The 22,789-nt window shown below is 70.3% G+C and carries 23 protein-coding genes and 1 tRNA gene; 10 read left to right on the top strand and 14 right to left on the bottom strand.

What is annotated here, in order from left to right; translation table 11 throughout:
• Positions 1–204: 204 nt before the first annotated feature.
• The 3 genes from BLQ49_RS16785 to BLQ49_RS16795 form a co-directional block, all read right to left on the bottom strand.
• On the bottom strand, positions 205–2,466 hold the full coding sequence (locus BLQ49_RS16785; RefSeq protein WP_091717647.1) for a xanthine dehydrogenase family protein molybdopterin-binding subunit: 2,262 nt from the start codon (positions 2,464–2,466) through the stop codon (positions 205–207).
• Between the two features lie 169 nt (positions 2,467–2,635).
• Entirely contained in the window at positions 2,636–3,679 is a 1,044-nt protein-coding gene (locus BLQ49_RS16790; protein WP_091717650.1) for an FAD binding domain-containing protein, read from the bottom strand.
• A complete protein-coding gene (locus tag BLQ49_RS16795; protein WP_091717652.1) occupies positions 3,676–4,167 on the bottom strand; it encodes a (2Fe-2S)-binding protein in 492 nt (163 codons plus the stop codon). Before BLQ49_RS16795 ends, BLQ49_RS16790 begins: the two co-directional genes overlap by 4 nt.
• Positions 4,168–4,419: 252 nt before the next feature.
• Between BLQ49_RS16795 and BLQ49_RS16800 the strand changes: the two genes are divergently transcribed.
• Positions 4,420–4,495 (top strand) — tRNA-Ile (locus BLQ49_RS16800).
• An 804-nt stretch (positions 4,496–5,299) separates the two neighbouring features.
• Complete coding sequence (locus BLQ49_RS16805; RefSeq protein WP_091717654.1) at positions 5,300–5,512, top strand: TOBE domain-containing protein; 213 nt, start codon at positions 5,300–5,302, stop codon at positions 5,510–5,512.
• Positions 5,513–5,565: 53 nt separating this feature from the next.
• On the opposite strand, the gene BLQ49_RS16810 is transcribed toward BLQ49_RS16805, so the two are convergent.
• The 6 genes from BLQ49_RS16810 to BLQ49_RS16835 all read right to left on the bottom strand — a co-directional run bounded on the left by BLQ49_RS16810 (position 5,566) and on the right by BLQ49_RS16835 (position 14,411).
• Positions 5,566–7,521: a methyl-accepting chemotaxis protein gene (locus BLQ49_RS16810; RefSeq protein ID WP_244507636.1), complete on the bottom strand. Its 1,956-nt coding sequence runs from the start codon at positions 7,519–7,521 to the stop codon at positions 5,566–5,568.
• A gap of 333 nt (positions 7,522–7,854) precedes the next feature.
• Positions 7,855–11,040, bottom strand: coding sequence for an efflux RND transporter permease subunit (locus BLQ49_RS16815; protein ID WP_091717658.1), 3,186 nt, complete (start codon positions 11,038–11,040; stop codon positions 7,855–7,857).
• 10 nt (positions 11,041–11,050) lie between these two features.
• The gene (locus BLQ49_RS16820; protein WP_091717660.1) at positions 11,051–12,349 is read right to left on the bottom strand and encodes an efflux RND transporter periplasmic adaptor subunit; all 1,299 of its coding nucleotides are present in this window, start codon (positions 12,347–12,349) and stop codon (positions 11,051–11,053) included.
• Between the two features lie 138 nt (positions 12,350–12,487).
• Positions 12,488–12,859 carry a hypothetical protein gene (locus BLQ49_RS16825; protein WP_091717662.1) on the bottom strand — a complete coding sequence of 124 codons (372 nt, stop codon included), beginning with the start codon at positions 12,857–12,859 and terminating at the stop codon, positions 12,488–12,490.
• Positions 12,860–12,931: 72 nt separating this feature from the next.
• Entirely contained in the window at positions 12,932–13,960 is a 1,029-nt protein-coding gene (locus BLQ49_RS16830) for a helix-turn-helix domain-containing protein (RefSeq protein ID WP_091717664.1), read from the bottom strand.
• 271 nt (positions 13,961–14,231) lie between these two features.
• Positions 14,232–14,411, bottom strand: coding sequence for a hypothetical protein (locus tag BLQ49_RS16835; RefSeq protein ID WP_091717667.1), 180 nt, complete (start codon positions 14,409–14,411; stop codon positions 14,232–14,234).
• Between the two features lie 225 nt (positions 14,412–14,636).
• Here BLQ49_RS16835 and BLQ49_RS16840 point away from each other — a divergent pair, with 225 nt between their 5' ends.
• The 5 genes from BLQ49_RS16840 (at position 14,637) to BLQ49_RS16860 (ending at position 16,425) form a co-directional block, all read left to right on the top strand.
• A complete protein-coding gene (locus tag BLQ49_RS16840; RefSeq protein ID WP_091717669.1) occupies positions 14,637–14,819 on the top strand; it encodes a hypothetical protein in 183 nt (60 codons plus the stop codon).
• Positions 14,816–15,058, top strand: a complete 243-nt coding sequence (locus tag BLQ49_RS16845; protein ID WP_091717671.1) for a hypothetical protein — start codon at positions 14,816–14,818, stop codon at positions 15,056–15,058. The genes BLQ49_RS16840 and BLQ49_RS16845 overlap by 4 nt, the downstream gene beginning before the upstream one ends.
• 133 nt (positions 15,059–15,191) lie before the next feature.
• Positions 15,192–15,533 (top strand): energy transducer TonB, encoded by a 342-nt coding sequence (locus BLQ49_RS16850; protein WP_091717673.1) that lies wholly within the window; start codon positions 15,192–15,194, stop codon positions 15,531–15,533.
• A gap of 80 nt (positions 15,534–15,613) precedes the next feature.
• Positions 15,614–15,814: a hypothetical protein gene (locus BLQ49_RS16855; RefSeq protein WP_091717675.1), complete on the top strand. Its 201-nt coding sequence runs from the start codon at positions 15,614–15,616 to the stop codon at positions 15,812–15,814.
• Positions 15,815–16,164: 350 nt separating this feature from the next.
• On the top strand, positions 16,165–16,425 hold the full coding sequence (locus BLQ49_RS16860) for a hypothetical protein (protein ID WP_091718046.1): 261 nt from the start codon (positions 16,165–16,167) through the stop codon (positions 16,423–16,425).
• A 25-nt stretch (positions 16,426–16,450) separates the two neighbouring features.
• Here BLQ49_RS16860 and BLQ49_RS29735 read toward each other — a convergent pair whose 3' ends face one another.
• The 3 genes from BLQ49_RS29735 to BLQ49_RS16875 all read right to left on the bottom strand — a co-directional run bounded on the left by BLQ49_RS29735 (position 16,451) and on the right by BLQ49_RS16875 (position 17,715).
• Positions 16,451–16,624 carry a hypothetical protein gene (locus tag BLQ49_RS29735; RefSeq protein ID WP_167627725.1) on the bottom strand — a complete coding sequence of 58 codons (174 nt, stop codon included), beginning with the start codon at positions 16,622–16,624 and terminating at the stop codon, positions 16,451–16,453.
• A 143-nt stretch (positions 16,625–16,767) separates the two neighbouring features.
• A complete protein-coding gene (locus BLQ49_RS16870; protein WP_091717680.1) occupies positions 16,768–17,250 on the bottom strand; it encodes a DUF2721 domain-containing protein in 483 nt (160 codons plus the stop codon).
• 210 nt (positions 17,251–17,460) lie between these two features.
• A complete protein-coding gene (locus BLQ49_RS16875) occupies positions 17,461–17,715 on the bottom strand; it encodes a hypothetical protein (RefSeq protein WP_143012274.1) in 255 nt (84 codons plus the stop codon).
• 713 nt (positions 17,716–18,428) lie between these two features.
• Between BLQ49_RS16875 and BLQ49_RS16880 the strand changes: the two genes are divergently transcribed.
• Positions 18,429–19,259: an outer membrane protein gene (locus tag BLQ49_RS16880; protein WP_091717684.1), complete on the top strand. Its 831-nt coding sequence runs from the start codon at positions 18,429–18,431 to the stop codon at positions 19,257–19,259.
• Between the two features lie 194 nt (positions 19,260–19,453).
• Here the strand turns inward: BLQ49_RS16880 and BLQ49_RS16885 are convergent, their stop codons facing one another.
• Positions 19,454–19,999, bottom strand: coding sequence for a hypothetical protein (locus BLQ49_RS16885; RefSeq protein ID WP_091718048.1), 546 nt, complete (start codon positions 19,997–19,999; stop codon positions 19,454–19,456).
• 194 nt (positions 20,000–20,193) lie between these two features.
• Between BLQ49_RS16885 and BLQ49_RS16890 the strand changes: the two genes are divergently transcribed.
• On the top strand, positions 20,194–20,403 hold the full coding sequence (locus BLQ49_RS16890; protein WP_091717686.1) for a hypothetical protein: 210 nt from the start codon (positions 20,194–20,196) through the stop codon (positions 20,401–20,403).
• A gap of 55 nt (positions 20,404–20,458) precedes the next feature.
• Positions 20,459–21,466, top strand: a complete 1,008-nt coding sequence (locus BLQ49_RS16895) for an SDR family oxidoreductase (RefSeq protein WP_091717688.1) — start codon at positions 20,459–20,461, stop codon at positions 21,464–21,466.
• Positions 21,467–21,609: 143 nt separating this feature from the next.
• Here the strand turns inward: BLQ49_RS16895 and BLQ49_RS16900 are convergent, their stop codons facing one another.
• The gene (locus BLQ49_RS16900) at positions 21,610–22,734 is read right to left on the bottom strand and encodes an aldo/keto reductase (RefSeq protein WP_091717690.1); all 1,125 of its coding nucleotides are present in this window, start codon (positions 22,732–22,734) and stop codon (positions 21,610–21,612) included.
• Between the last annotated feature and the right edge of the window lie 55 nt (positions 22,735–22,789).

Consider the following 22,789-nt stretch of genomic DNA (forward strand, 5'->3'; position numbering starts at 1 on the left):
ATGGAAACCGATTCCCTCATGACACGTCCCCCCTGATTACGGCCGCCGCCTCTTCAGAGCGATCAGCCCGCATATGTCTGACATATGCGCGACGCGCTGAATAGCCGCAGGGAGTGATCGTGTCACCCCAATGCACCGCGAGACGCGCACCGGGGTGTTTCAGATCATCGGACTTGTCTGAGTTGACGCGTCCGGCTGCCGGGATCAGCCGAGCAGCTTGTCGAGCGTGATCGGCATCTCGCGCACCCGCACGCCGGTGGCGTGCCAGATCGCGTTGGCGATGGCCCCCACCGTGCCGGTGATGCCGATCTCGCCGACGCCCTTCACGCCGAGGTTGTTCACCACCGCGTCGTCCTCGTGGACGAGGATCGCCTCCATGGCGGGCACGTCGGCATTCACCGGCACGTGGTATTCGGCGAGGTTGTCGTTGAGGAAGCGGCCGGTGCGTGGGTCCATCTCGGCCCGCTCGTGGAGCGCGAAGGACAGGCCCCAGATCATCCCGCCGTAATACTGGCTCTGGACGAGGCGCGGATTGATCACCCGGCCCGCCGCGAAAGCGCCGACGAGGCGGCTCACCCGGATCTGGCCGAGATCCGGATCGACCTTCACCTCGGCGAAGACCGCCCCGTGGGCGTGCATGGCATAGGCCGCCTGCGCGGCCGGATCGGCCCCGGCCTTGCCCTGGCCCTCGATGCTCGACCGGCCGGCCCGCTTGAGGATGTCGGTGACGGATTCGCTCCGGCCCGGATCGTCGCGCCGGGTCAGCCGGCCGTCGGCTGCGGTCACGCCGGCATTGCCCGCACCGTAGAGCGGGGAGGCGGGGTCGTTGGTGGCGAGATCCGTGAGCTGGCGGATCACGTCGGCGGCGGCCGCGTGGATCGCGCCGCCGGCCGTGGCGGTGTGGCCGGAGCCGCCTGCGATGCCGGCATTCGGCAGGTCCGAAGACCCCATCCGGAAGGTGAGGGCGTCCATCCCGATCCCGAGCCCGTCGGCGGCGATCTGGGCGAGCGCCGTCCAGGATCCCTGGCCCATGTCGATCGCCCCGAGTTCCACCGTGCCGGTGCCGTCGGCGCGGATCTCGGCCCGGGCTAGCCCCTCGAAGATCAGCGCCGGGAAGGTGGCGGTGCCCATGCCGGTGCCGACCAGGAACCCGTCCTTGTCCCGCGTCTGGCGGGGTTTTAGCGAGCGCCCGGCCCAGCCGAAGGCCTCGGCGCCGCGCCGGTAGCATTCCCGCAGGGCTTTTGAGGAGAACGGCTTGCCGGTGAGCGGCTCGACCTCGGCGTAGTTGGCGAGGCGGAACGCCAGCGGGTCCATGCCGAGCTCAACGGCCATCTCGTCGATGGCGCTCTCCAGGGCGACGCTGCCGGTGGCCTCGCCGGGGGCGCGCATGAACAGCGGCGTGCCGGTATCGAGGCGCACCGCCTCGTGGCGGATCGCGAGGGCCGGGCTCGCGTAGAGGGTGCTGGTCGCCCGGCCCGCCGGCTCGAAGAAATCGTCGAAGCTCGACGAGGCGGTGAGGATGTGGTGGTCAAGGGCCGTGAGCTTGCCGGCATCGTCGGTGCCGAGGCGCAGGGTCTGCCGGGTCGGGCCGCGATGGCCCATCGGGCCGTACATCTGGCTCCGCGTTGGCACGAGCTTCACCGGCCGGCCCACGAGCTTGGCCGCCATGCAGGCCAGCACCTGCGGCCCGGCGGGCACGCCCTTCGAGCCGAAGCCGCCGCCGAGATAGGGGCTATCGATGTGGATGTCGTCGGGGCTGATGCCGAAGAGCCCGGCGAGCCTCGCCTGCGACATGGCGAGCGCCTGGGTCGGCATGAGGAGCGACAGCCGGTCCCCGTCCCAGCTGGCCACGGCCGCGTGCGGCTCCATGGCGTTGTGGTACTGGGCCGGCGTCTCGTAGGTCGCGGCGATTTTTTTGGACGCGGAGGCGAGCCCGGCCTCGACGTCGCCGTCCGACTCGGCCGGCGGCGCGCCGACGCCCACGGAGGGCGGCGTGAACACGGCGCCCGCATCGAGGCCGATCCGCGGGGTCTCGGCCGCGTAGGTCGGGGCGAGCAGCCGGGCGCCCTCGGTGGCCGACTCCAGGGTCTCGGCAATCACCACGGCGATGGGCTGGTTGGCGTAGCGGACGCGGTCGTTCTGCAGGAGGTCGAGGCGGAAGGTGAACGGGCCGTCCTTGGCGTCCGGGTCCTTGGCGAGCTTCGGGGCGTTCTGCGGGGTCATCACCGCCACGACGCCGGGATGCGCCTCGGCGGCCGCCACGTCGAGGCCGGTGACACGGCCCTTGGCGATTCGGGCGACGCAGAGCGCCGCGTGGAGCGTACCGGGGGGCAGGTTGTCGGCGGAGAAGCGGGCTTGGCCCGTCACCTTGAGGGGGCCGTCGCGCCGGGTCAGCGGCTGGCCGATGCTGGAGCCGTGGCGGATGCCGCCGGCGGGAAGAGGGCTGGGCGAGGCGGTCGCGGTCATGCGGGTCTCCTCAAAGGGTTCCGGTTGAAGCCTTCGGTTGCGGTGACCCGCTCCGTCATCACGAGCGAAGCGAAGTGACCCAGGGCAGCGCCACGCTGGACGCCATGGCGCCGCCCTGGATTGCTTCGCTGCGCTCGCAAAGACGGCGGCGGGGCCATCGAAGGCGGCGTCAGACGATGCCGAACGGGGAGGCGGGGAGCGCCGGGATCCGGGCGGGTGTGCCCGCGGCGGCCTGGTTGAGGGCGCGGATCGCCACCCGGCGGGCGAGTTCGATCTTGAAGGCATTGGCCTCGCCGGTGGGCTTGGCGCCGGCGAGCGCCGCGTCGGCGGCCTTCGCGTAGGCCTCGGGGGAGGGCGCCTGTCCGGCGAGCGCGGCTTCCGCCTCCGCCACCCGCCAGGGCTTCAGCGCCAGCCCGCCGAGGGCGAGCCGCGCCTGCGCGATCCGGCCGTCGGCCTTGAACGTCAGGGCGGCCGCCGCCGAGACCACCGCGAAGGCGTAGGAGGTGCGGTCGCGGACCTTGAGATAGCGGGCGCGGCCCCGGAACGACGCCGCCTCGGGCGGCAGGCGCAGGGCGGTGATCAGCTCGCCCGGCCGCAGATCGGTCTCCCGCTCCGGATGGTCGCCGGGCAGACGATGGAAGGCAGTGAGCGGAATCTCGCGGGTGCCGTCCGGCCCGGCGGTCTCCACCACCGCGTCGAGGGCGGCGAGCGGCACGCAGAAATCGGACGGGTGGGTGGCGATGCAGTGCTCGCTCCAGCCCTGGACCGCGTGGATCCGGGTGGCGTGCCCCAGGGCCGCGCAGCCGGAGCCGGGCGCGCGCTTGTTGCAGGGGGATACGGCGTCGGTAAAATATTGGCAGCGGGTGCGCTGCATCAGGTTGCCACCGGCGGTGGCAGCGTTGCGCAACTGCGCCGAGGCGCCGGCCAGCAGGGCCTCGGCCACCATCGGGTAGGTTTTGGCGAAGGCCGGGTCGTAGGCGAGGTCGCTGTTGCGCACCAGGGCGCCGACTCGGGTACCGCCGTCCGGCAGCCGCTCGATCGCCGAGAGGCCGGGCAGGCGGGTGATGTCGACGATCCGCTCCGGGGTCGCGACGCCGCCCTTCATCAGATCGACCAGATTGGTGCCGGCGGCGAGGTATGCGGTGCCCGGAACCTGCCCGGCCGCTACGGCCTCCGGCACGCTCGCCGGGCGGATGTAATCGAAATGTCTCACGCCGCATCCTCCCGGTGCTCGGCACGGGCCGCCGCGTCCTGAACCGCATCGAGGATGCCGGCATAGGCGCCGCAGCGGCAGAGATTGCCGCTCATGCCCTCGCGGATGCGCTCGGGATCGGTGCCGGCATGCCCCTCGCGGATCAGGCCGACCGCGCTCATGATCTGGCCGGGGGTGCAGAAGCCGCACTGGAAACCGTCATGGGCGATGAACGCCGCCTGGACCGGATGCAGCCGGTCGCCCTCGGCGAGCCCCTCGATGGTCAGGATCTCGGCCCCGTCGAGGCTCGCGGCGAGCGTCAGGCAGGAATTGATCCGCCGCCCGTCCACCAGCACCGTGCAGGCGCCGCACTGGCCGCGGTCGCAGCCCTTCTTGGCGCCGGTCAGGCCGAGGCGCTCACGCAGGAGGTCGAGGAGGGTCACCCGCGGATCGTCGAGGTCGATCTCGCGCGGCTGCCCGTTCAGGGTGAGCCTGAGGGGAATGGTCATGGGGTCCGGCTCCGCGAAGGCTGGAACCGTTACAGATAGCTGAGCCGGATACTGTGGCGAGACTTCAATCAGAGACGATGTGCGCAACATCACGACGCGCATCGGTTGCGCCGATATGCCGACTTGACCGTTCGCCGCGGACGAACGATCGCGGCCCACGCGCCGTCGTGCCTGTCGAACCGCGCATCGCGTGAGAACGGGGTGACGAAGCCGGGCCGTTCGGATATCGTTTTGCGGGGGCTTTCCTCCGCCGGGCCTGTAGCTCAATGGTTAGAGCCGACCGCTCATAACGGTCTGGTTGTAGGTTCGAGTCCTACCGGGCCCACCACCGGCCGCAGCCCTGAGCAAGCCCAGCGCACCGGCCACATCGTGGTTTCGAAAGGTCGCGACCCAGCCCTTTGGAGGTGTTTCCAACGCGTGCGAGGATGAGCCTTTCATCCGCTAAGCAGGGGCTTGGCGGATGCTCTATCCGGTAGCCGTCCTTGCGAGCGAGAGCGAAGCAATCCAGTCGGCGCCACGACCGCCGAAGTCACGCTGCCCTGGGTCGCGTCGCTGCGCTCGCGATGACGGAGGTGGCTGGCCGGCGAATCGAGCGTCAAACACCTTGAAAGGGCCGGCTGAGCCCCTTGAAAACCCGGCTGCGTGAACAGCGATTCAACGTCCCAGTCTAAAAAGATAACGCCATTAAGACATCGATATCATGCACGCGAAGAGGATCGTGATCTCGAACGCGATCCATCCGCCGAATACTAGAACCAGTTCCCGATCCGCCTTCCAGGCGATCTTCGTCGCAGCAAACATACGCGACCTCCCCGCGGCGCGTCATGCCCCGCAAGCAGTTTCCGAAAACGCGATGATCTTACGCCTGCAAGTATTCGATCACACCCTTGCGAGCAGCGCAATTACGGATTTTAACGGATCCGGGCTGAGATCAGTACCTGCCGCCAGCAAGGACGCCCGCACGGAGATCCGGACTGCCGATTTCGCGGCGCAGCAAGTCTTGCGGCGTGTTGCTCAAGTGCGACGCGCATCCGCCGCCGGCGCACGGCGGATCGCGGTCCCTTGCGTTGAACCCGGCCTCCCGCCGCGGGTTGGGCCGCAGCGGCCGCGGCGGCTGCACGGAGGAGGATCCATGAAGCACGGCGCGCGCAACGACATCCCCGCCACGGTGACGGCAATCAAGCGCGGGGGCGTGATGGCGCAGGTCGAGGTGGAACTCGTCGGTACCACCTACCGCATGGCCTCGGTCATGACCCTCGATTCGCTGGAGGAGCTCGGCCTCAAGGAGGGCGACACCGTCCACGTGCTCGCCAAGGCCGTGAACGTGCTGCTGGTGAAGCCGTGACGGTGCCGCACGGCCACTCCTGACGGCCCTCGGCCGCCAGGAGCGGCGCAGGGTCAGGCGGCCCGGATGTCGCGCAGGAAGCCGTCGACCTCCTGCTTGACGGAGAGCGACTGCTTGGCGAGCTCGGCCGCCGCGTTCAGCACCTGCGCGGCGGCGCTGCCGGTCTCGCCGGCCGACGTCAGCACCCGCGCCACGTTGGACGACACGTCCTGCGTCCCCTTCGCGGCCTGGCCGGCATTGCGCGAGATCTCGCTGGTCGCCGCCGTCTGCTCCACCACCGTCGAGGCGATCGAGCCGCTGATCTCGCTCACGCTCGCGATCGTGCGGGCGATCTGCGCCATCGCCTCCGCGGCCTGGGCGGTGGCCGCCTGGATCGCCGCGATCTGGCCGCCGATCTCGTCGGTCGCCTTCGCGGTCTGGCCCGCCAGCTCCTTCACCTCGGCCGCCACCACGGCGAAGCCCCGGCCCGCCTCGCCGGCCCGGGCCGCCTCGATCGTGGCGTTGAGCGCGAGCAGGTTGGTCTGACCGGCGATCCCAGAGATCGTCGTCACGGCCGCGCCGATCTGCTCGGCGGCCGCGCGCAGGCTCGCCATGGCGGCGTTGCTCGCCTCGGCCTCGTGAGCGGCGAAGCCCGCGACCTCGTTGGAGCGCACCACCTGCCGCTCGATCTCCTGGAGCGAGGACACCATCTCCTCGGCCGCCGCCGCCACGGTCTGGACGTTGGTGGCCGTCTGCTCGGCGGCGGCGCTGGAGGCGACGGCCTGATCGTTGGTGGCGTCGGCCACCCGCGTCATCGAGCGCGCCGTCGCGTCGAGTTCGGTGGCGCTCGCCGTGACGACGTCGAGCGAGTGGGCGACCCTCTGCTCGAAGGCGCGGACGAGCTGATCGACCCGCTCGACCCGGCGCAGCCGGGCCTCCTGCTCGGCAGCCTGCGCGGCCTCCAGCTCGGCCCGGGCGATGGCGTTCGTCCGGAATACCTCGACGGCTTTGGCCATGGCGCCGATCTCGTCCGTAGCGTCCTGCGAGGGGACCACGACGGCGGTGTCGCCCTCGGCGAGACGGCGCATGGCCTCGGTCATGCCGGCCACCGGCCGGATGATGCTGCGGCTGATCACCAGCGCCATGGCCCCGCCCAGGACGAGCGCCAGCACGAGCAGGGTGATCTGGACGTCGCGCGCGCTCGCCACCGCGGCGTCCACGGCCTGGGCGTTCTCCGCGATGGCGTCCTTGATCAGGTCGCGCACGGCGGTGCCCGCCTCGTCGATCCGGCTCGTCTGGGGCTTGATCCCGGTCTCGAACACCGTCTTCAGAACATCCAGAGCGCTGGCGGTCGCCCGGAAATCGCGGCCATAGGCGCCCAGAGCGTCGATGACGGCCTGGATCTCGGACGCGAACGCGGCGGCACCCTCGGCCTCCTTGAAGACCTTCAGGGCGGCTTCGGCCTTCTCGACATTCTTCGCGAAGGTGGCCGGGCCGTTCGGATCGAACGTCGCCAGGAAACGCCAGTTGGCGACGCGGACCAGCAGCATGGCGCTCTCCACGGTCTGGGCAGGGCCGAGCAGCGACGCGCTGGCCCGAGCCCGCACCTCGCCCACCAGGGTGTTGGTGGCGGCGGTCAGGGTGTCGCCGCCCGTGAACAGGCGCCCCTTGGCCTCGGTCACGGTGGTGCCCGCCGTCGCGAGGCGATCCAGTTCGGCCCTCAACGCGCGGGCATGGTCGCGGATCTGTTCGTAGAGCTTGCGGCGCACCTCCTTGGTTGTTGGCTTGATCAGCGCCTCGGCCGTCTCCTCGATCTCGCGCCGCGCCTGTTCCAAGGCGGCGATCCGCTCGGGTGCCGGGGCGAACCGGTACAGTTCGGTCTGACCGACCAACCGCGCAGCGAGACTGTTGACGGCGAAGATCGACCGCGCGCTCTGCTCCAGCCGACCACGGCTAGCGTATTGTTGATCGACGACACCCTGCTGATAAAGTGAATAGAAACCGATTCCCGTGGCAATCAGCACGAGCATCGCAAAACCGGCATATAGCCGCCAACGAATACCTATTCTCATGGAAATACGACTCCGATCAATGATGGACGCACGCCTGGGCATATCGGCAAGCTATTTGCAGCTGCCGACACATTGTCAAGCTTTAAACCAATAAACTATAAATTTCTCAAGACATCAATATTTCACAGCAAGATTAGAATACATCGCGGTCAGATAATTTGAGACAGTATTGAGAGCCTGGAATCGGGGATCCAGTCATAGATTATAATTATTCTAGACTGACACAGTGTCGCCGGCCGCAGATTGTGGCCTGCGCGGTCCTGCCCGCTCACGCCCCCCATCACCCATGCCTCAGGATCGGCCGAACCGCGCGTAGAGCGCCGGCAGAACCACCAGGGTCAGCAGCGTGGCGCTGATCAGGCCGCCGATCACCACGGTGGCGAGCGGGCGCTGGACCTCCGCGCCGGTGCCGGTGGCGAGTGCCATCGGCACGAAACCCAGGGAGGCGACGAGCGCGGTCATCGCCACCGGCCGCAACCGGGTGAGGGCGCCCGCGCGAATCGCCGCCGGCAGCGGCCGGCCCTCGGCGACGAGCTGCTTGATGAAGGTCAGCATCACGAGGCCGTTCAGCACCGCCACGCCGGAGAGCGCGATGAACCCGACCGCCGCCGGCACCGAGAGCGGCATCCCGCGCAGCCACAGGGCCGCGATCCCGCCGGTCAGCGCCAGCGGCACCGCGCTGAACACGAGAAGCGCATCGCGCGCCCGGCCGAGCGCCGCGGTGAGCAGCAGGACAATCAGCCCGAAGCAGACCGGCACCACCACGGCGAGGCGCGCCCGCGCCGAGGCGAGGTTCTCGAACTGACCGCCCCAACTCAGGGAGGCGCCCGCCGGCAGCGGCACCTGCGCGGCGACCTTCGCTTGCGCCTCCGCCACCAGGGAGCCGATGTCGCGCCCACGGACATTGGCGGTGACCACGACCCGACGGCGGCCGTTCTCCCGGCTGATCTGGTTCGGCCCCTCACTCACCGAGAAATGCGCGACCTGCCGCAGCAGCACGGAGGCGGCCCGGCCGTTCGGGCCCGGGGGGAGCGGCACGGGCAGGTTCTCCAGGGCCTCCCGATCCTCGCGGACCTGATCGGTCAGCCGCACCACGATCGGCACGCGCCGGTCGCCCTCGAACACGATTCCCGCCTCCTTCCCGCCCATGGCGGCGCCGATCACCTCCTGGATCGCCCCGGTGCTGAGCCCCAACCGCGCCGCCTCCTCCCGGTCGATCGTGATCTCGAAGACCGGCAGGCCGGCGATCTGCTCGACCTTCACGTCGTCGGCGCCCGGGATCCCGCGCAGGATCGCGGCGATCCGGTTGGCGGTCTCCAGCATCGGCCCGAAATCCTCGCCGAACACTTTGACGGCAAGGTCGCCCCGGGTGCCGGCGAGGAGCTCGTTGAAGCGCAGCTGGATCGGCTGGGAGAACTCGTAAACGTTGCCGGCGAGCTCAGTTACGGCCGCCTCGATCTGCGCCTGCAACGCCGCCTTCGACAGGCTCGGGTCGGGCCACGCGGCCTGCGGCTTGAGCATCACGAAGGTGTCGGAGGAATTCGGCGGCATCGGGTCGGTGGCGACCTCGGCGGTGCCGGTCTTCGAGAACACGGTGGCGACCTGCGGGAACTTGGCGATCACCTGCTCGACCTTGAGCTGCATGGCCTGCGACTGGGTCAGCGAGGTCGAGGGAATCCGGGTGGCGTTGAGCGCGATGCTCTTCTCGTCGAGCAGCGGGATGAACTCGGTCCCGAGCCGTGCGGCGAGCAGCCCGGCGCCGACGAGGAGCAGCAAAGCCGCCCCGACGAAGGGCGCGGGTGCCCGGATCGCCGCGCCCAGAACCGGCCGGTAAAACGCCTTCAGGCCCCGGAGGATCGGGCTCTCCGCCTCGGTGACCCGGCCGGTCAGCGCGATGGCGATCAGGGCCGGCACGAAGGTCAGCGACAGCACGAAGGCCGCGGCCAGCGCCAGGATGACGGTGAGCGCCATCGGCTGGAACATCTTGCCCTCGACCCCCGAGAAGGTCAGGAGCGGCAGGTAGACCAGGATGATGATCGCCTGCCCGTAGAGGGACGGCTTGATCATCTCCTCGGCGGATGCGCGCACCGTCTCCAGGCGCTCGTCCAAGGCGAGGGGGCGCCCGATTGCGTGCTGCCGCTCGGCGAGGTGGCGGAGCGCGTTCTCGGTGATGATCACCGCCCCGTCGACGATGAGCCCGAAATCGAGCGCCCCGAGGCTCATCAGGTTGGCCGAGATTTTTGCCTCGACCATGCCGGTCACGGTCATCAGCATGGCGACCGGGATGACCAGGGCCGCGATCAGCGCCGCCCGGATGTTGCCGAGCAGCAGGAACAGCACGACGATCACCAGCCCCGCGCCCTCCGCTAGGTTCTTGCCCACCGTGCGGATCGTCGCCTCGACGAGCTGCGTCCGGTCGAGAACCGTCTCGACCACGATGCCGGGGGGCAGGGCGCGCCGGATCTGGTCCAGGCGGGCGCCGACGGCGGAGGCCACCGTGCGGCTGTTCTCGCCGATCCGCATCAGGGCGGTGCCGATCACGGTCTCCCGCCCGTTCTCGCTGGCCGAGCCCGTGCGCAGGTCGCGCCCGATCCGCACCGTGGCGATGTCGCGGATCCGCACCGGCACGCCGCCGCGGCTCGCCACCACCACGTCGGCGATCGCCGCCGGGCTCTCCAGGCGGCCGGCGGCGCGCACCACGTAGCTCTCGCCATTGTCCTCCAGGTAGCGGGCGCCCTGGTTGGCGTTGTTGGCCTGGAGCGCCCGGGCGACATCCGCGAAGGAGAGGTCGAGGGCGGTGAGCTTCGTCGGGTCCGGCTGGACATGGTACTGCTTCTCGAAGCCGCCGATCCCATCGACGCCGGCGACCCCCGGCACCGCCTTGATCTGCGGCCGGATGATCCAGTCCTCGACCGTACGCAGGTAGGCGACCTGCTCCAGCTCCGTGCGGAGATCCTGGCCCTCCGGGGTGCGGTAGCTGCCGTCCGGCTGCCAGCCCGGCTTGCCCGCCGGCACGATCACCCGCTCGTCCGGCGGCGCGTAGCGGACCGACCACATGGTGATCTCGCCGAGGCCGGTGGAGATCGGCCCCATCCGGGGCTCGACGCCCGAGGGCAGATCCTCCCGCACCTGGGCGAGGCGCTCGGCGACCTGCTGGCGGGCGAAGTAGATGTCGAGATTTTCCGCGAAGACCGCGGTGACCTGCGAGAAGCCGTTGCGTGAGAGCGAGCGGGTGTAGTCGAGGCCCTTGATGCCGGCCAGCGCGGTCTCGACCGGGTAGGTGACCTGCCGCTCGACATCGACCGGTGAGAGCGACGGCGCCAGGGTGTTGATCTGCACCTGGTTGTTGGTGATGTCGGGCACCGCGTCGATCGGCAGCCTCGCGAGCGCGACGGCGCCGAAGCCCGCGGCGAGCAGCACGAGGAGCAGGACCAGCCAGCGCTGGCGGACCGAGACGGCGAGGATGCGGCTGATCATGGCGCGCGCCTCAATCGTCGTGGCCGGCTTCGGCCTTGCCGAGCTCGGCCTTCAGCAGGAAGGTGTTGCCCACCGCGATCTCGGCGCCGGGCTCGAGCCCGGCGGTGACCGCGTAGGCCTCGTCGTCGGAGGGCCCGAGTTCGACGACCCGCTTCTCGAAGCCGTCGGCCTTGCGCACGAACACCACGGGCTTGCCGTCGATCGTCTGGATCGCCGCCTTGGGAATCCGGACCGGGACCGTATCCCGGGCGATCTCCACCTCGGCGGTGACGAAGGTGCCGGGCCGCCACGCGAAATCGGGATTCGGCAGGGTCACCACCACCCGGGCGGAGCGGGTGTCGGCGTTGAGGAAGGGGCTCACGAAGATCACGCGGCCCTCGGCCCGGTTCTCCGCCGCGCTGGCCCGGGCCGGGGTGACGGCGACGCGGGCGCCCTCCCGGACCTGGGCGAGGTCCAGCGTCGGCACCGACAATTCGATCCAGACCGTCGAGAGATCCGCCACCGTGTAGAGGTCGGCCGGATCGCCCTCCTTGCCGACCGCGGTGCCGACATCGACCTTGCGCTCGACGATCCGGCCGGCGAGCGGCGCCCGCAGGGGATAGCGGCGCAGGCTCGACTGGTTGGGCGTGGCCTCGTCGCGCTTCTGGGCGGCCGCCACCGCGGCGGCGTCGAGGCCCAGCGCCGACAGCTTCTGCCGGGCGAGGTCGACCCGCAGCCGGGTCTCCAGATAGGCGGCCCGGGCGGTCTCGAAGGCGGCCTCCGAGGCGCTGCGCGAGGCGAGCAGCTTCTGCTGGCGCTCGAAGTTGATCGTCTGCAACTCGGCCTGGACCTGGGCGGTGAGGTACTCGCTCTTGGCGTCGGCGACCTCCCGGCTGTCGAGGATCGCCACGACTTCATCCTTCTGCACCGCGTCGCCGAGCCGCTTGCGCATCTCCGCGACGGTGCCGACCACCCGGGCCGGGACGCGGGCGATCCGGTCGGCATCGGGGGTGATGGTGCCGGGGACCAGCAGGTGGCGCGCCAGCGTGCCGCCGCCGACCCGCAGGGTCGCGATGTCCTGGTTGGCGATCTGCTCGGGCTGCATCCGGATCACGGCATCCCCGTGGTCGGCGGCAGGATCCGCGCCGTGCGGATGGTCGTCGGTTCCAGCCTCCGGTGCGCCCGAGGGCGCGGCGTGGTCGGCCGGGGCGAGACCGGCGACTGTGAGGGACTGCCGGAGCAGGGCGGGCAGGGCAGGGACGGCGGCGCCGAGGGCGAGGCCGGCGGCCAGAAGGGCCGCGCCGACGACGGCGGACGGGAGAATGCGCATGGATCGGCCATGAGATCGGCCGGGACGGCGGGATGCCGCTGAGCGGCCCCGCAAAAGCCCGGTCAGGTTTCGCGTGGGGGCGAACCCGGGGCCGGCACAGGCCTCCGGGTGAGACGCGCGCCAGCCGGCGGCGTCAGCTCACGCGCGCGGGGGCCGCGGCAGCCGGTCGGGGGCGATGGAGCTGTGGCCCTGCGCGAGGCGGGCCCGCAGCGGCCGGCCCGTCACGGGCGGCGGCACCATCGCCGCGGCTTCCAGGCGGGCGGCCAGATGACAGCTGCAATGGACATGCGCGGCGAGGCCGGGATCGACGGCGGTCGAGGCAGTCGGCGCATCGAGGGCCGCGCCCTCGCCCACTTCGTGGTGGCCGCCCGCATGGAAGGCGAGATCGGCCGCGAGGCTGACGCCCGGCCCGGCGACCGATAGCGCCAGGACGAGCGCGAGCATGCGGACGGCCAGCGCCCACCAGCCCCGCGCCCGAGCGGAGCGCCTATGCCGAACCCCGAAGGTCATCGCGGGTCTTATGGTCGATGCGGGGCCGCGGGTACAGGGGGCAAGCGCGAAGATGCAGGCCCGCCGGCGCCGTCAGGCCGCCAGCTTAAGCACCCAGTCGTAGAAATCCCCCCAGGCCTCGATCCGGTCGGATCGGCCCGGGGCCGCCTCCGCCGGGCCCTGCGCCCGGACGTCCCGGGGTGCATGGCCGTAGGCGAACCGGAAGGCCTGCGCGAAATGCGCCGGGCTCTCGAACCCCCAGCGATACGCCACCTCCGAGATGCGGGCGCCACGCCCGTCGCCCGCGGCCAGATCGCGATAGGCGCGGGCGAGCCGGCGCTGGCGGATGTAGCCGGCCACGCCCCCGAGCGGGACGAACAGGCGGTACAGGGCACTCCGGGAGATGCCGAATTGCCGGCCGAGCGTCTCGGCGTTCAGGTCGGGGGAGGCCAATTCGGCCTCGATGAACCGCCGGAGGGCGAGGAGCAGCGGGGCGCCGTCCGGAGCCTGAGCGTTCCGCTCCGCCGCGGGCAGGCCCGAGACCGCCGCGCCGAGGAGCACAGCCGTCGCCCGCGCGGCCGCCCCGGACTCCCGCTCCGAGAAGCCGGGGGCGTGCGCGTCGAGGGCACGCAGATGGTCGTTCAGCATGCGGCCGAACGGGCTCGCACCCCGGATCACCTGACCGTGGAGGGCGTCGAGCATGGCCTGATCGGCGCCGAACAGCCCGCGCGGCAGCACCACCGTCAAGGCCTGATAATCCGTGGACTGAGCGGCGAGCGGACGCGACAGGTCGAGCAGACAGATGTCGCCCGGCCCGCAATCCTGCGCGGCACCGCCAGCCTCGACCCGGGACCGGCCCGAGAGGCGTACGTGGGCCAGGATGTGATCGACCCCCATCCGGGCCACGAGGGCGCGGTCGCGGGTGAATCGCAGGCCCGAGGCGCCGGCCCGGCAGAGGATCGCGTTGCCGAGGTGCTGGACATGCGACCGGCCCCGGAACTCGGCCACGTCCTCCCTCCGGATCGCGAAGGACCAGAACGGCGCGACGGCGTCGCGCCACGCGGCCGCCTGATGAAGACCTGGACGCTCGTCATCAAGCTGTAGAACTGAGTTCGACCGCATCGCCCGTGTCGTTCGTATCCCTGCCGGGGTACTCATCCCGCTGACCGTCTTACAGGAGGCCCGGTTTCCAGGAAAAGGCACCTGTCCCGTCCACGATCGACGGAACGCCGCCGAACACGGGCCGGTATCCGGATTGCACGGTTCGATGCGCCGGCAGATCTCGCAACAGGCCGTCTACCTCGCTCGAGGCAGGCCGAATGCGAAACGTCCCGCGAGCCGGAGGGCTGCGGGACGGAGAGCATCCGGTCGAACCGGCTGGTGATGGCGGCTGTTACTTCCCGCTCGGCGCCGCGCCGCTGCCCGTGGCACCATTGCTGGTGCTGCTGTCACCCGCGGGGGCGCCGGGGGACGAGGTGTTGCCGTTGGGCGTGCTCTGCGCGACGGCCAGCCCGGCATTGCCGGCGACGAGGGCGAGCGCGAGGAAGGCGGACTGAAGGGTGCGGCTGGTCATGACGCTCCTGAACTTCCGATCGTGTCTTCGACGTGCCGGCGCACGGCCGGTCCAAGCTGGATAACGGCCGGCCGCCGGGCTCGTTCCCGGACGTGCCGATGCGGTGCCGCTGGCGGGGATTCGGCCGGGGTTGAGAGGGGAATCGTTCGTCGCGACCATTTCGTCCGGGAACAGCCGGGCGCCACCCAAGCTTGTCCGAACGACGAGGCGGGGCGGGAGCGGGCCATGAAGGTCTATCGGATCATGCAGGCGGCGACCGGCGCGATCCTCTGGATCGGCGCGGCCCTCGATGCCCCGACGGCCCTCGACGCGATGGCGAGCGCGGCCGGCTACCGTGACGGCGCCGGCCTTCCGACTCACCTCCGGGCCGGCGGCCTTCACGTCGAGGAAGTGGAGGCCCGGCCATGACCAAGCTGTTCATCGCACAGGTGCGGGACGCTCGTGGGGAGAAGCCCCTCGTCACGGTCAGGGCGGAGGCCGAGGGCGAGGCACGCCTGTTCCTGACGGCCGCCTATCCGGACGCGGAGATCGCCGCCATCGCGGAGCCCAGCGACTGGACGAGTGATGCCGATACCGGCACCCGGGCCGGCGACATCCGGGAGCATCCCGATGTAGCATGGCAGATGCCGTCGAGCTTGGCCGGTTGAATCGGCCGGTCGCGTCGGCCGACCGAGGCCAAAGCGCTCGATTCCGCCCGGATTACCGGTCCGGCGGGCCGATTGCAGACAAGTGTCGTGATCGCATTCAGGACCTCTCAGCGTGGAACGCGGAGATTGCGGCATGACGTCCGTCGATCCGACGCCGCGGCTCTTCGCAGCCGCCGCTGCCCTGACCGGCACCGGCATCCTGATGTGCCGGGCGGAGCCGTCCTGGGACGGGATCCTGATCGGCCTGCTCTGTCTCGGCCTCTGGGCGCTCGGAACCCTGGCGGCACGGCCGGTCCGGACGGCGCGACCGGCGCGACCGGCGCGACCGGCCCGGCCGATGGTGCTGGAAGCCGTGGTCGTCGAGACACCCCGAGCCCCGCCGGAGCTGCTGCCCGCCCCCCGCCCGGCGACCGCCCCCCGCCTGGCCGAAGTGCCGACGCACCGGCAGCGGGTGATCGGGCGCCAGCGCCGGTAGACCGACCGGCCCTCGCGAACTTCTGCCGCAGCACCGATGTGGGCCGCCCCGCGTTGCCGGGAGCCAACCCAGGAGACAGCATGGCGGACAAGGCTGACGTGACGACCTACACGGTGAAGCAGGCGCTGGCCGCCAAGGTCGCGGATCACATCGAGATCGCGGTCGAGACGCAGGACGGCACCACGCTGAAGCTCAAGGCGACCGCCGACCAGCTGGACGCCCTGGTGGGCGATCTGGAGACCATCCTGGATGCCGACGACGCCGAGGGCGAGGCGGCCTGAGCCGCAGCCCGCCGAACAGCGGACCATCAGTGCCGCCCGATCCCGACACGATCGGGCGGCACTGCCCGGCGGGACCCCGGCCCCGGGCCGGGTGAGGGAGACGGCGTCCAACCGAAGCGTCCAAGGGCTGCCTGGGCGCTCCCAAGCGAGGCGGGACAAGTCTTCGGCCGGCGGTGACCGGACGGTTCTGGGACCGGATATTTCTGATATGCTCTGCTTCCGAGGGATTGTCCTGAGGAGGTGGAGGTGTTCGGCTACGTCTTCACCCTCCGGCCGGGCGGATTCCCGGCGCCCGGAAACCTGGCGCGCCGGTCCGCCGCGTGAGCCGCGCCGCCGGCCCGGAGGAAGCCATGGACGCGCGCTCGAATCCGGCCGCCTATCGGCTGCAATGCGTCGTGCACCGGGAGAGCGCGAGCGGCATCATCATCCACGACGAGCAGATCCGCGCCCCCTCCGAGGACGCGGCCGTGGCCGACGCGAAGGCCCGATTCGCGCAGCTCCTCGCCGGCCGCTCGGGTTCGGCCGCCCTGCGGGACACGGCTGGCCGGGTCGTCTGGTCCAGGCGTCAGAATACCCCACCCGGCTCAGGGGCGCCGGAAGCCGAATCGTAACGCCGCCCGACAGGAACCGCGCGCCTCAGCGAAGCGGCTCCAGGTCGATCACGGGGCCGCCCAAGTCGAAGAGCTCGTCGTCGGACAGGCAACCCTCGTCCAGCTCGATCTCCTCCCGGCGCCGGAACGGCGCGACCGAGGAGAGAACTCCGAGCGTGAGGGCTCCGGCCACAAGGGCAACGAGGATCGCGATCGTCATGACGAAACCCTCGGTTCCGGGGTGCGGGGCCATCAGGCACGGGTCAGATTAAGGCCCGGTTCCCAGGAACTTGCAACCAAGTCCCGTCGGGCCGTGACGCGGGTGGGATCAAAGCGCACCGCTGGACGAGGCGGGCGGCGGCCTCACGGCCGTTCGGGGACCGCGTCCTGCTGGCGGTCGACCTCGTCGCGCACGCCATGACCGGCCATCAGGATCTCGCCCATGAAGGCGGCGATGGCCGCAACGGTGCAGACCAGGGCCGCCCCGAAGCACGCGAACAGGACCGATGCGGCGGCGCCGTCGCGCAGGGCGCCGACGAACAGCGTCAGCACGGCCAGCCCGATCAGGCAGCCGCCGAGCGAGGCCAGGGCGACGGCCACGTCGAGCATGAAGGAGCGCCGCCGCAGGAAAGTCAGCCGGCGGGACAGGCGCGCGGCGTCGGCGCTCGTCGCCCGCTCGGCCTCCGCCGAGAGGGCATCGACCTTGTCGGAGATTCGGCCGAGGCGGGTCGAGAACACGTTGAGCAGGGTCGCGAGCGCCGACAGCAGGAAGGCCGGCGCGAGCGCCACCTGGATGATGTGCGCGATGCTGTCGGGCTCGGTGGAGCTGAGGGAGAATCCGAACATCCGGCGCTACGCCCCCAGGCGCGTCACGCAGGAGCGACGCCCGCGGCGGGTTCCGAGCGGGAAGGGGACTTGCGGCGGCGCCATGCCGGCAGGGTCACCACAGGATGCCCCTCCTGCGCAAGCGGTCACCGGAGCCGCCACACCCGCGGATTGGTGACGATGGCGGCGAGGACGTCGCAGGCGACGCCCAGCGGCGTCCCCGATACGCCGTCACGGCTTGGGTGGTTGCGCCCGCACGACGATGGCCGCCGGCACGAAGCGCCGGAGATCGGCCAGCGACACCGCCAGAGCCGACCGGTTCAGGAACGGCCCGAACACCACCGGCACGTCGCCGGGCGGCGTCCCCGCGAAGGTGTCCGGCGCGTCGAACCCGGCTGCGCGGCCGCAGGCCCGGACCGCCCACGCAATCGCGGCGTCCGCAGGGGTCCTACCCTCGGGGCCGGAGAGCGGGACAGGAGCGTGCACCGGATAGAGCCGGCCTGGATCCACCAGCCGAATGCCCCACGCGATCCGCTCGACATCCGCCGCTTCTCCACAGGCCGCCGTTTCGCCCGGGCCGAGGGTTGAATCGCGGGTGGCCGTACATTCCGGCTTCGCGATTCGTGGCGGTACCGGGACTCCGCGTTGCCGAAGACCGATTGGCCAAATGCAGATTGGACAGAACGTCGTTGTCTCCCGCGGACCACGAGCGTGATCACTGGTCATGTCGCGCCGATGACCGTGGAGGCCTGCGGGACATCGATGCCGGATGCCGGCGAAACGGGGCGGGGACAGCCGGGAGACCGCGCCGCCGCGCAGGGCTCGAACCTATGTATCGCCGGGGCCGGGCGTAAATTAATGTTAACCGCGTTCGACCGCGATGGCCGGGCTTGCGGGCCGTCGTCCGGTAAGATTTAACAAACGACGAAGCTTCCTGGTTGGTCCTAGGAACGTTCACGAGCGAACTCAAAGCCCCGCCCGCCCCTGGCGATGCGGGGCTTCTTGTTCACGGAAGACCGCTGGATACGCGCTCTCATCCACCCCGTGGCAATCTTCCGCGGGATGTGCTCCAGCGCACTTGATTATTGGGCGCCTCAAAACACCAAGCTCGGCTGTTGCAGCGATGCACTATCGCGCAGCCTCAACCTGTCGTTCATTGGCCTCGTACACATCCCGCCCAACGGGAGACAGAGGACCAGATGATCAAGAAGCTTCTTCTCGCGAGCGCCGCCACGGCCCTCCTCACCGGCGCCGCCTCGGCCGCCGACCTGCCGCGCCGGGCTGCCCCGCCGCCCGTGTTCACCCCCGTGCCGGTGTTCACCTGGTCGGGCGCCTACTTCGGTATCAACGCCGGCTACGCGTTCGATGCCAGCAGCAACAACACCTCGAGCTTCGCCGTCCCGGCTCCGTACGGCAACGGCACGACGGCCTATTTCGGCCAGAACAACCAGGAAGGCTTCTCCGGCGGCGCCCAGATCGGCTACAACTTCCAGCTGACCCCGGGCAACGGCGTGGTGTTCGGCGTCGAGGCCGACGCCCAGTACCTCGACTTCGGCCGCAACCGGAACCGTTCCATCGTCACCGGCCCGCTGGCCGCCGGCTACTACGTCACCGACCCGCGTGGCCTGTCGAGCCTCGACTTCTTCGGCACCGTGCGCGGCCGCCTCGGCTACGCCTTCGACCGCGTCCTCGTGTACGGCACCGGCGGCTTCGCCTACGGCTCGGGCTCGGCTGACCGTTCGTTCGGTGGCTACGCCGGCAACGACAGCTTCCGCACCGGCTACGCGGTCGGCGGCGGCATGGAGTACGCGCTCCCGGTCGACTCGTTCCTGAACTTCTTCCGCTCCTCGGCCGTGACGCTCAAGGTCGAAGGCCTGTACGTCAACCTCGACCGCAACACCCGCAACCAGGGTGCCCTGGTCATCAACGCCGCCAACAACTTCCCGGTGGCCTACAACCCCGTCGGCCGTCGCTCCGACGAGTTCGCCGTCATCCGCGCCGGCCTGAACTACAAGTTCGGCTCGTACTAAGACTTACCCGCGGAAGCATCCGTCGGGCCTGATGGCCCGCGGGTGTTCTCCCGGTGGTCGACCATCCGCGATGCGGCCCCGCCGCATCGCCCCTCGACCTGAGCATCCCCAGCCCGATCAGACTGGCCGCTCGTGCCGAGCAACGCCCCGGGAGTCTCTCCCGGGGCGTCTTTCGTTGTGGGGTACCGCCCGCCTCAGGCGTGGACGGCATGCTCCAGCTGCGCCTTCGACATCTTCGACCGGCCGGGCACGTTCTGCGCCCGGGCCTTGCGCATCAGCTCGGCCTTGGTCGTCCCGGACTTGCTCTCCGTCTTGCCAGATGCCTTGCTGCTGCTCGCCTTGCCGGTCTTGCGTGCGGCGGCGGATTTCTCGGCGGCCGCCTTCGGCTGCTTCGAGAACTGCTTGCCCTTGGCGCTGTCGGCCCGCTTCTTGGCGGTGCTGTCGGCGTATTCCTTGTCGCTCAGTTTCTCGCGGGCCTTCTTGGGCAGGTAGCGCTCGCCGGTCTTGCCGCTCTCCTTGCCCGACTTCGTGTCCCACTCCTCGTCGGTCCACTGCTTGAGGTGGTTGTCGTCCGACTTCTTGCCGGCGTAGCCGCCGCCTTCCTTCTTGTATTCGGCCGTGGCCATCTGCGCCTTGCGGGCCGACCACTGACCCGGCTTGCCGCCCTTTTCTGACTTCGTGACCTGCTTCTTGACCTTCTCCCACAGCTTGGGGTCGGTCTTCTTCGCGGTTCCCGACATCGTCATGTCTCCGAATAAAGATTTGGCTGACAACACGAAGCGGACAGCTCCGTTCCGACCGCGGGCCGCCCGCGTGAAGATCGCGTTGGACGAATCCTGGATACGCCGGCGGCCCCGGCGGGTTGGCCCTGAGGATCGGGCATCGCGCCCGGCCCGGCGCCGGGGCGTCCGGCACGCCTTCAGAGGGACACCGCATGGCGGATACACCGGACGACACGCAGGCCCAGCGGATGCCCACCGGCAAGCCCGCGAGCGCGGGCCTCGCCAACGCGCCCCTCGACACCGCCACCGGCACGGTCAAGCCGCAGGACGGACCGATGGAGCGGGCCGGCACCGAGAAGGAGGAGGCGCGCCGGGGTGGGTCGAGCCTCGGGGCCGAGCGGGACCCGCCCGGCGGCCGGTAATCCGTCCGGCCAAGCCGGCGCCGCTTCAGCGCGACCAACGAGAGGAAGACGCAGCATGCAGATCCGCCACAAGCCCTTGCGCGAGCAGGTGATTGTCATCACCGGCGCCTCCAGCGGGATCGGCCTCGCCACGGCACGGGCCGCCGCCCGGCGCGGGGCCCGCGTGATCCTGGCGGCCCGCAACGGCGCCGCCCTCGACGACATCGCCCACGACATCCAGGAGCGCGGCGGCGAGGCCCGGGCCGTCGTCACGGACGTGTCCCGCCGCGCGGACGTCGAGGCGCTGGCCGCCGAGGCGGTGCGCGCCTATGGCGGCTTCGACACCTGGGTCAACAATGCGGGCCTCTCGATCTTCGGCCGTCTCGAAGAGGTCTCGGACGAAGACCATCGTCGGCTGTTCGACGTGAACTTCTGGGGGATCGTCTACGGCTCGACGGTGGCGCTGCCGCAGCTGAAGAAGCGTGGGGGCGCGCTGATCAACCTGGGCTCGATCGCCTCCGATCTCGCCTTCCCGATCCAGGGCATGTACTGCGCCTCCAAGCACGCGATCAAAGGCTTCACCGACGCCCTGCGCATGGAATTGCAGGAGGAGGGCGCCCCGGTCTCGGTGACGCTGATCAAGCCGGCCTCGATCGACACGCCGTTCCCGGAGCACGCCAGGAACTACATGGCGCGGGCCCCGAAGCTGCCCCCGCCGGTCTACGATCCGGCGGACGTCGCCGAGGCGATCCTGTACGCCGCCGAGCACGGCCCGCGGGACCTCTATGTCGGCGGCGGCGGCAAGGTGATGAGTTCCCTGCGCAAACGCGTGCCCTCGGTCACCGACTGGATGGGGGCCACGGCCATGTCCCGGACCCAGAAGGCCGCAGGCCCGGCCAAGCCGGATCGGGACGGCGCCCTCTACGCGGCCGGCCGCGACGGGACCGTACGCGGCGCCTCACCGCATCATGTCATGCGCAGCACCTACACGCAGGCCTCGATCAACCCGGTCCTGACCGGGATCCTGCTCGCGGGCGCCACGGCGGCGGCGGCTGCCCTCCTGCGCCGCTCCGGCCGCGCCTGAGGCCGTCAACCCGCGGCAGGGGCACACGCCCCTCGCCGCGGGCCTTGCAGCGTCACGCACGCTTCGCAGTCGGAGCGCCAACATAGCGGCCGGCATCCCCCTCTCTCCACTTCCGGAGAGGGGGAGACCCGTTCGCCCGCCAGCTACTCCATCGTCGGCGCGAGCTTCTTCACGCCCTGCACGTCGTCACCGAGCCACGCCGCGTTCTTGGCGGTGCCGTCGAAGGTCGCGCTCGTCTTGAACAGCTCGTACTTGCCCTCCAGCGCGTAGGGCTTGGACCGCGACAGCAGCTCGGCCACCGCCGCCTTGTCCATCGGCTTGAAGGTCTTCACCGCCTCGAAGGCCTGGTCGAGGTCGCGCTGGTTCTGGATGCCGGTGATCACCACCGAGACCGGCAGGTTCAGCGAGAAGTGCAGGTACTCGATCGGCTTGATCGGCGCGTCCGCCTTCAGGATCACCCCGTCGCCGAAGGTCTTCATGGCGAGCGGCGCGATGCCGTTCTGCACGAGATACGGCAGCACGAGGTGGCTGAACGAGCGGAAATGCGCGTCCATCACGTTGACGGGCATCTGCACGGAATCGAAGTGGAAGCCGCGCTCGGCTGCCACCTCCAGCATCTGCAGGTGGATACGCGGGTCCTTGTGGCCGGTGAAGCCTATGTAGCGCAGCTTGCCTTGGCGTTTGGCCTCCAGGAACCCCTCCATGGCGCCGCCCTCGGCGAAGACCCGGTCGGGATCGTCGTAGCGCAGGATCTCGTGGTGCTGGACGAGGTCGATCCGGTCGGTGCGCAGGCGCAGGAGCGACTGGTCGATCTGCTTGAGCGCCTCCTCCTTGGTCCGCCCGTCCATCTTGGACATCAGGAAGACCTTGTCGCGGTAGCCGCCCTGGGCCAGGGCCGCGCCCATGCGCAGCTCGGAGCGCCCGTCGTTGTAGTCCCAGCAATTGTCCATGAAGGTGATGCCGCGGTCGATCCCGGCATGGATCAGCCGCGTCGCCTCGTCGTCCGTCACGGCGCTCTTGCCGAGGTGGAACCCGCCCATACCGATCGCCGAGATCTTTTCCGACGTCTTGCCGAAGGTCCGGTAGAGCATCTCGCCCCGGCGCTCGCCGGGATCGGTGACGAAGGGCAGGTCCGCGGGGTCCTGCGGGCGGGTGTTGGGAAGACCCGGGGCGTTCACGGCCGCACCTGCGCTGCCGGCGCCCGCGAGGCTTGCGCCCGAAAGACCTGCGCCGAGCACGGCGCCCTGGAGGAAGCTGCGGCGTTCCATCGGCTGTCTCCGTTCGAGAATGTCCGGGTGAGGGGAGGTAATGCGTCGGGCCGGG

The organism is Methylobacterium phyllostachyos (assembly GCF_900103445.1).
Taxonomy (GTDB): domain Bacteria; phylum Pseudomonadota; class Alphaproteobacteria; order Rhizobiales; family Beijerinckiaceae; genus Methylobacterium; species Methylobacterium phyllostachyos.

Bases quoted from the DNA above. Each gene is read 5' to 3' on its own strand.
- BLQ49_RS16830 (WP_091717664.1), bottom strand. From the start codon at position 13,960: ATGCGGTCGAACTCAGTTCTACAGCTTGATGACGAGCGTCCAGGTCTT.
- BLQ49_RS16840 (WP_091717669.1), top strand. From the start codon at position 14,637: ATGAAGGTCTATCGGATCATGCAGGCGGCGACCGGCGCGATCCTCTGG.
- BLQ49_RS16820 (WP_091717660.1), bottom strand. From the start codon at position 12,349: ATGCGCATTCTCCCGTCCGCCGTCGTCGGCGCGGCCCTTCTGGCCGCC.
- BLQ49_RS16860 (WP_091718046.1), top strand. From the start codon at position 16,165: ATGGACGCGCGCTCGAATCCGGCCGCCTATCGGCTGCAATGCGTCGTG.
- BLQ49_RS16885 (WP_091718048.1), bottom strand. From the start codon at position 19,999: ATGTCGGGAACCGCGAAGAAGACCGACCCCAAGCTGTGGGAGAAGGTC.
- BLQ49_RS16785 (WP_091717647.1), bottom strand. From the start codon at position 2,466: ATGACCGCGACCGCCTCGCCCAGCCCTCTTCCCGCCGGCGGCATCCGC.
- BLQ49_RS16835 (WP_091717667.1), bottom strand. From the start codon at position 14,411: ATGACCAGCCGCACCCTTCAGTCCGCCTTCCTCGCGCTCGCCCTCGTC.
- BLQ49_RS16845 (WP_091717671.1), top strand. From the start codon at position 14,816: ATGACCAAGCTGTTCATCGCACAGGTGCGGGACGCTCGTGGGGAGAAG.
- BLQ49_RS16825 (WP_091717662.1), bottom strand. From the start codon at position 12,859: ATGACCTTCGGGGTTCGGCATAGGCGCTCCGCTCGGGCGCGGGGCTGG.
- BLQ49_RS16900 (WP_091717690.1), bottom strand. From the start codon at position 22,734: ATGGAACGCCGCAGCTTCCTCCAGGGCGCCGTGCTCGGCGCAGGTCTT.
- BLQ49_RS16810 (WP_244507636.1), bottom strand. From the start codon at position 7,521: ATGCTCGTGCTGATTGCCACGGGAATCGGTTTCTATTCACTTTATCAG.
- BLQ49_RS16805 (WP_091717654.1), top strand. From the start codon at position 5,300: ATGAAGCACGGCGCGCGCAACGACATCCCCGCCACGGTGACGGCAATC.
- BLQ49_RS16855 (WP_091717675.1), top strand. From the start codon at position 15,614: ATGGCGGACAAGGCTGACGTGACGACCTACACGGTGAAGCAGGCGCTG.
- BLQ49_RS29735 (WP_167627725.1), bottom strand. From the start codon at position 16,624: ATGACGATCGCGATCCTCGTTGCCCTTGTGGCCGGAGCCCTCACGCTC.
- BLQ49_RS16795 (WP_091717652.1), bottom strand. From the start codon at position 4,167: ATGACCATTCCCCTCAGGCTCACCCTGAACGGGCAGCCGCGCGAGATC.
- BLQ49_RS16815 (WP_091717658.1), bottom strand. From the start codon at position 11,040: ATGATCAGCCGCATCCTCGCCGTCTCGGTCCGCCAGCGCTGGCTGGTC.
- BLQ49_RS16870 (WP_091717680.1), bottom strand. From the start codon at position 17,250: ATGTTCGGATTCTCCCTCAGCTCCACCGAGCCCGACAGCATCGCGCAC.
- BLQ49_RS16880 (WP_091717684.1), top strand. From the start codon at position 18,429: ATGATCAAGAAGCTTCTTCTCGCGAGCGCCGCCACGGCCCTCCTCACC.
- BLQ49_RS16895 (WP_091717688.1), top strand. From the start codon at position 20,459: ATGCAGATCCGCCACAAGCCCTTGCGCGAGCAGGTGATTGTCATCACC.
- BLQ49_RS16850 (WP_091717673.1), top strand. From the start codon at position 15,192: ATGACGTCCGTCGATCCGACGCCGCGGCTCTTCGCAGCCGCCGCTGCC.
- BLQ49_RS16890 (WP_091717686.1), top strand. From the start codon at position 20,194: ATGGCGGATACACCGGACGACACGCAGGCCCAGCGGATGCCCACCGGC.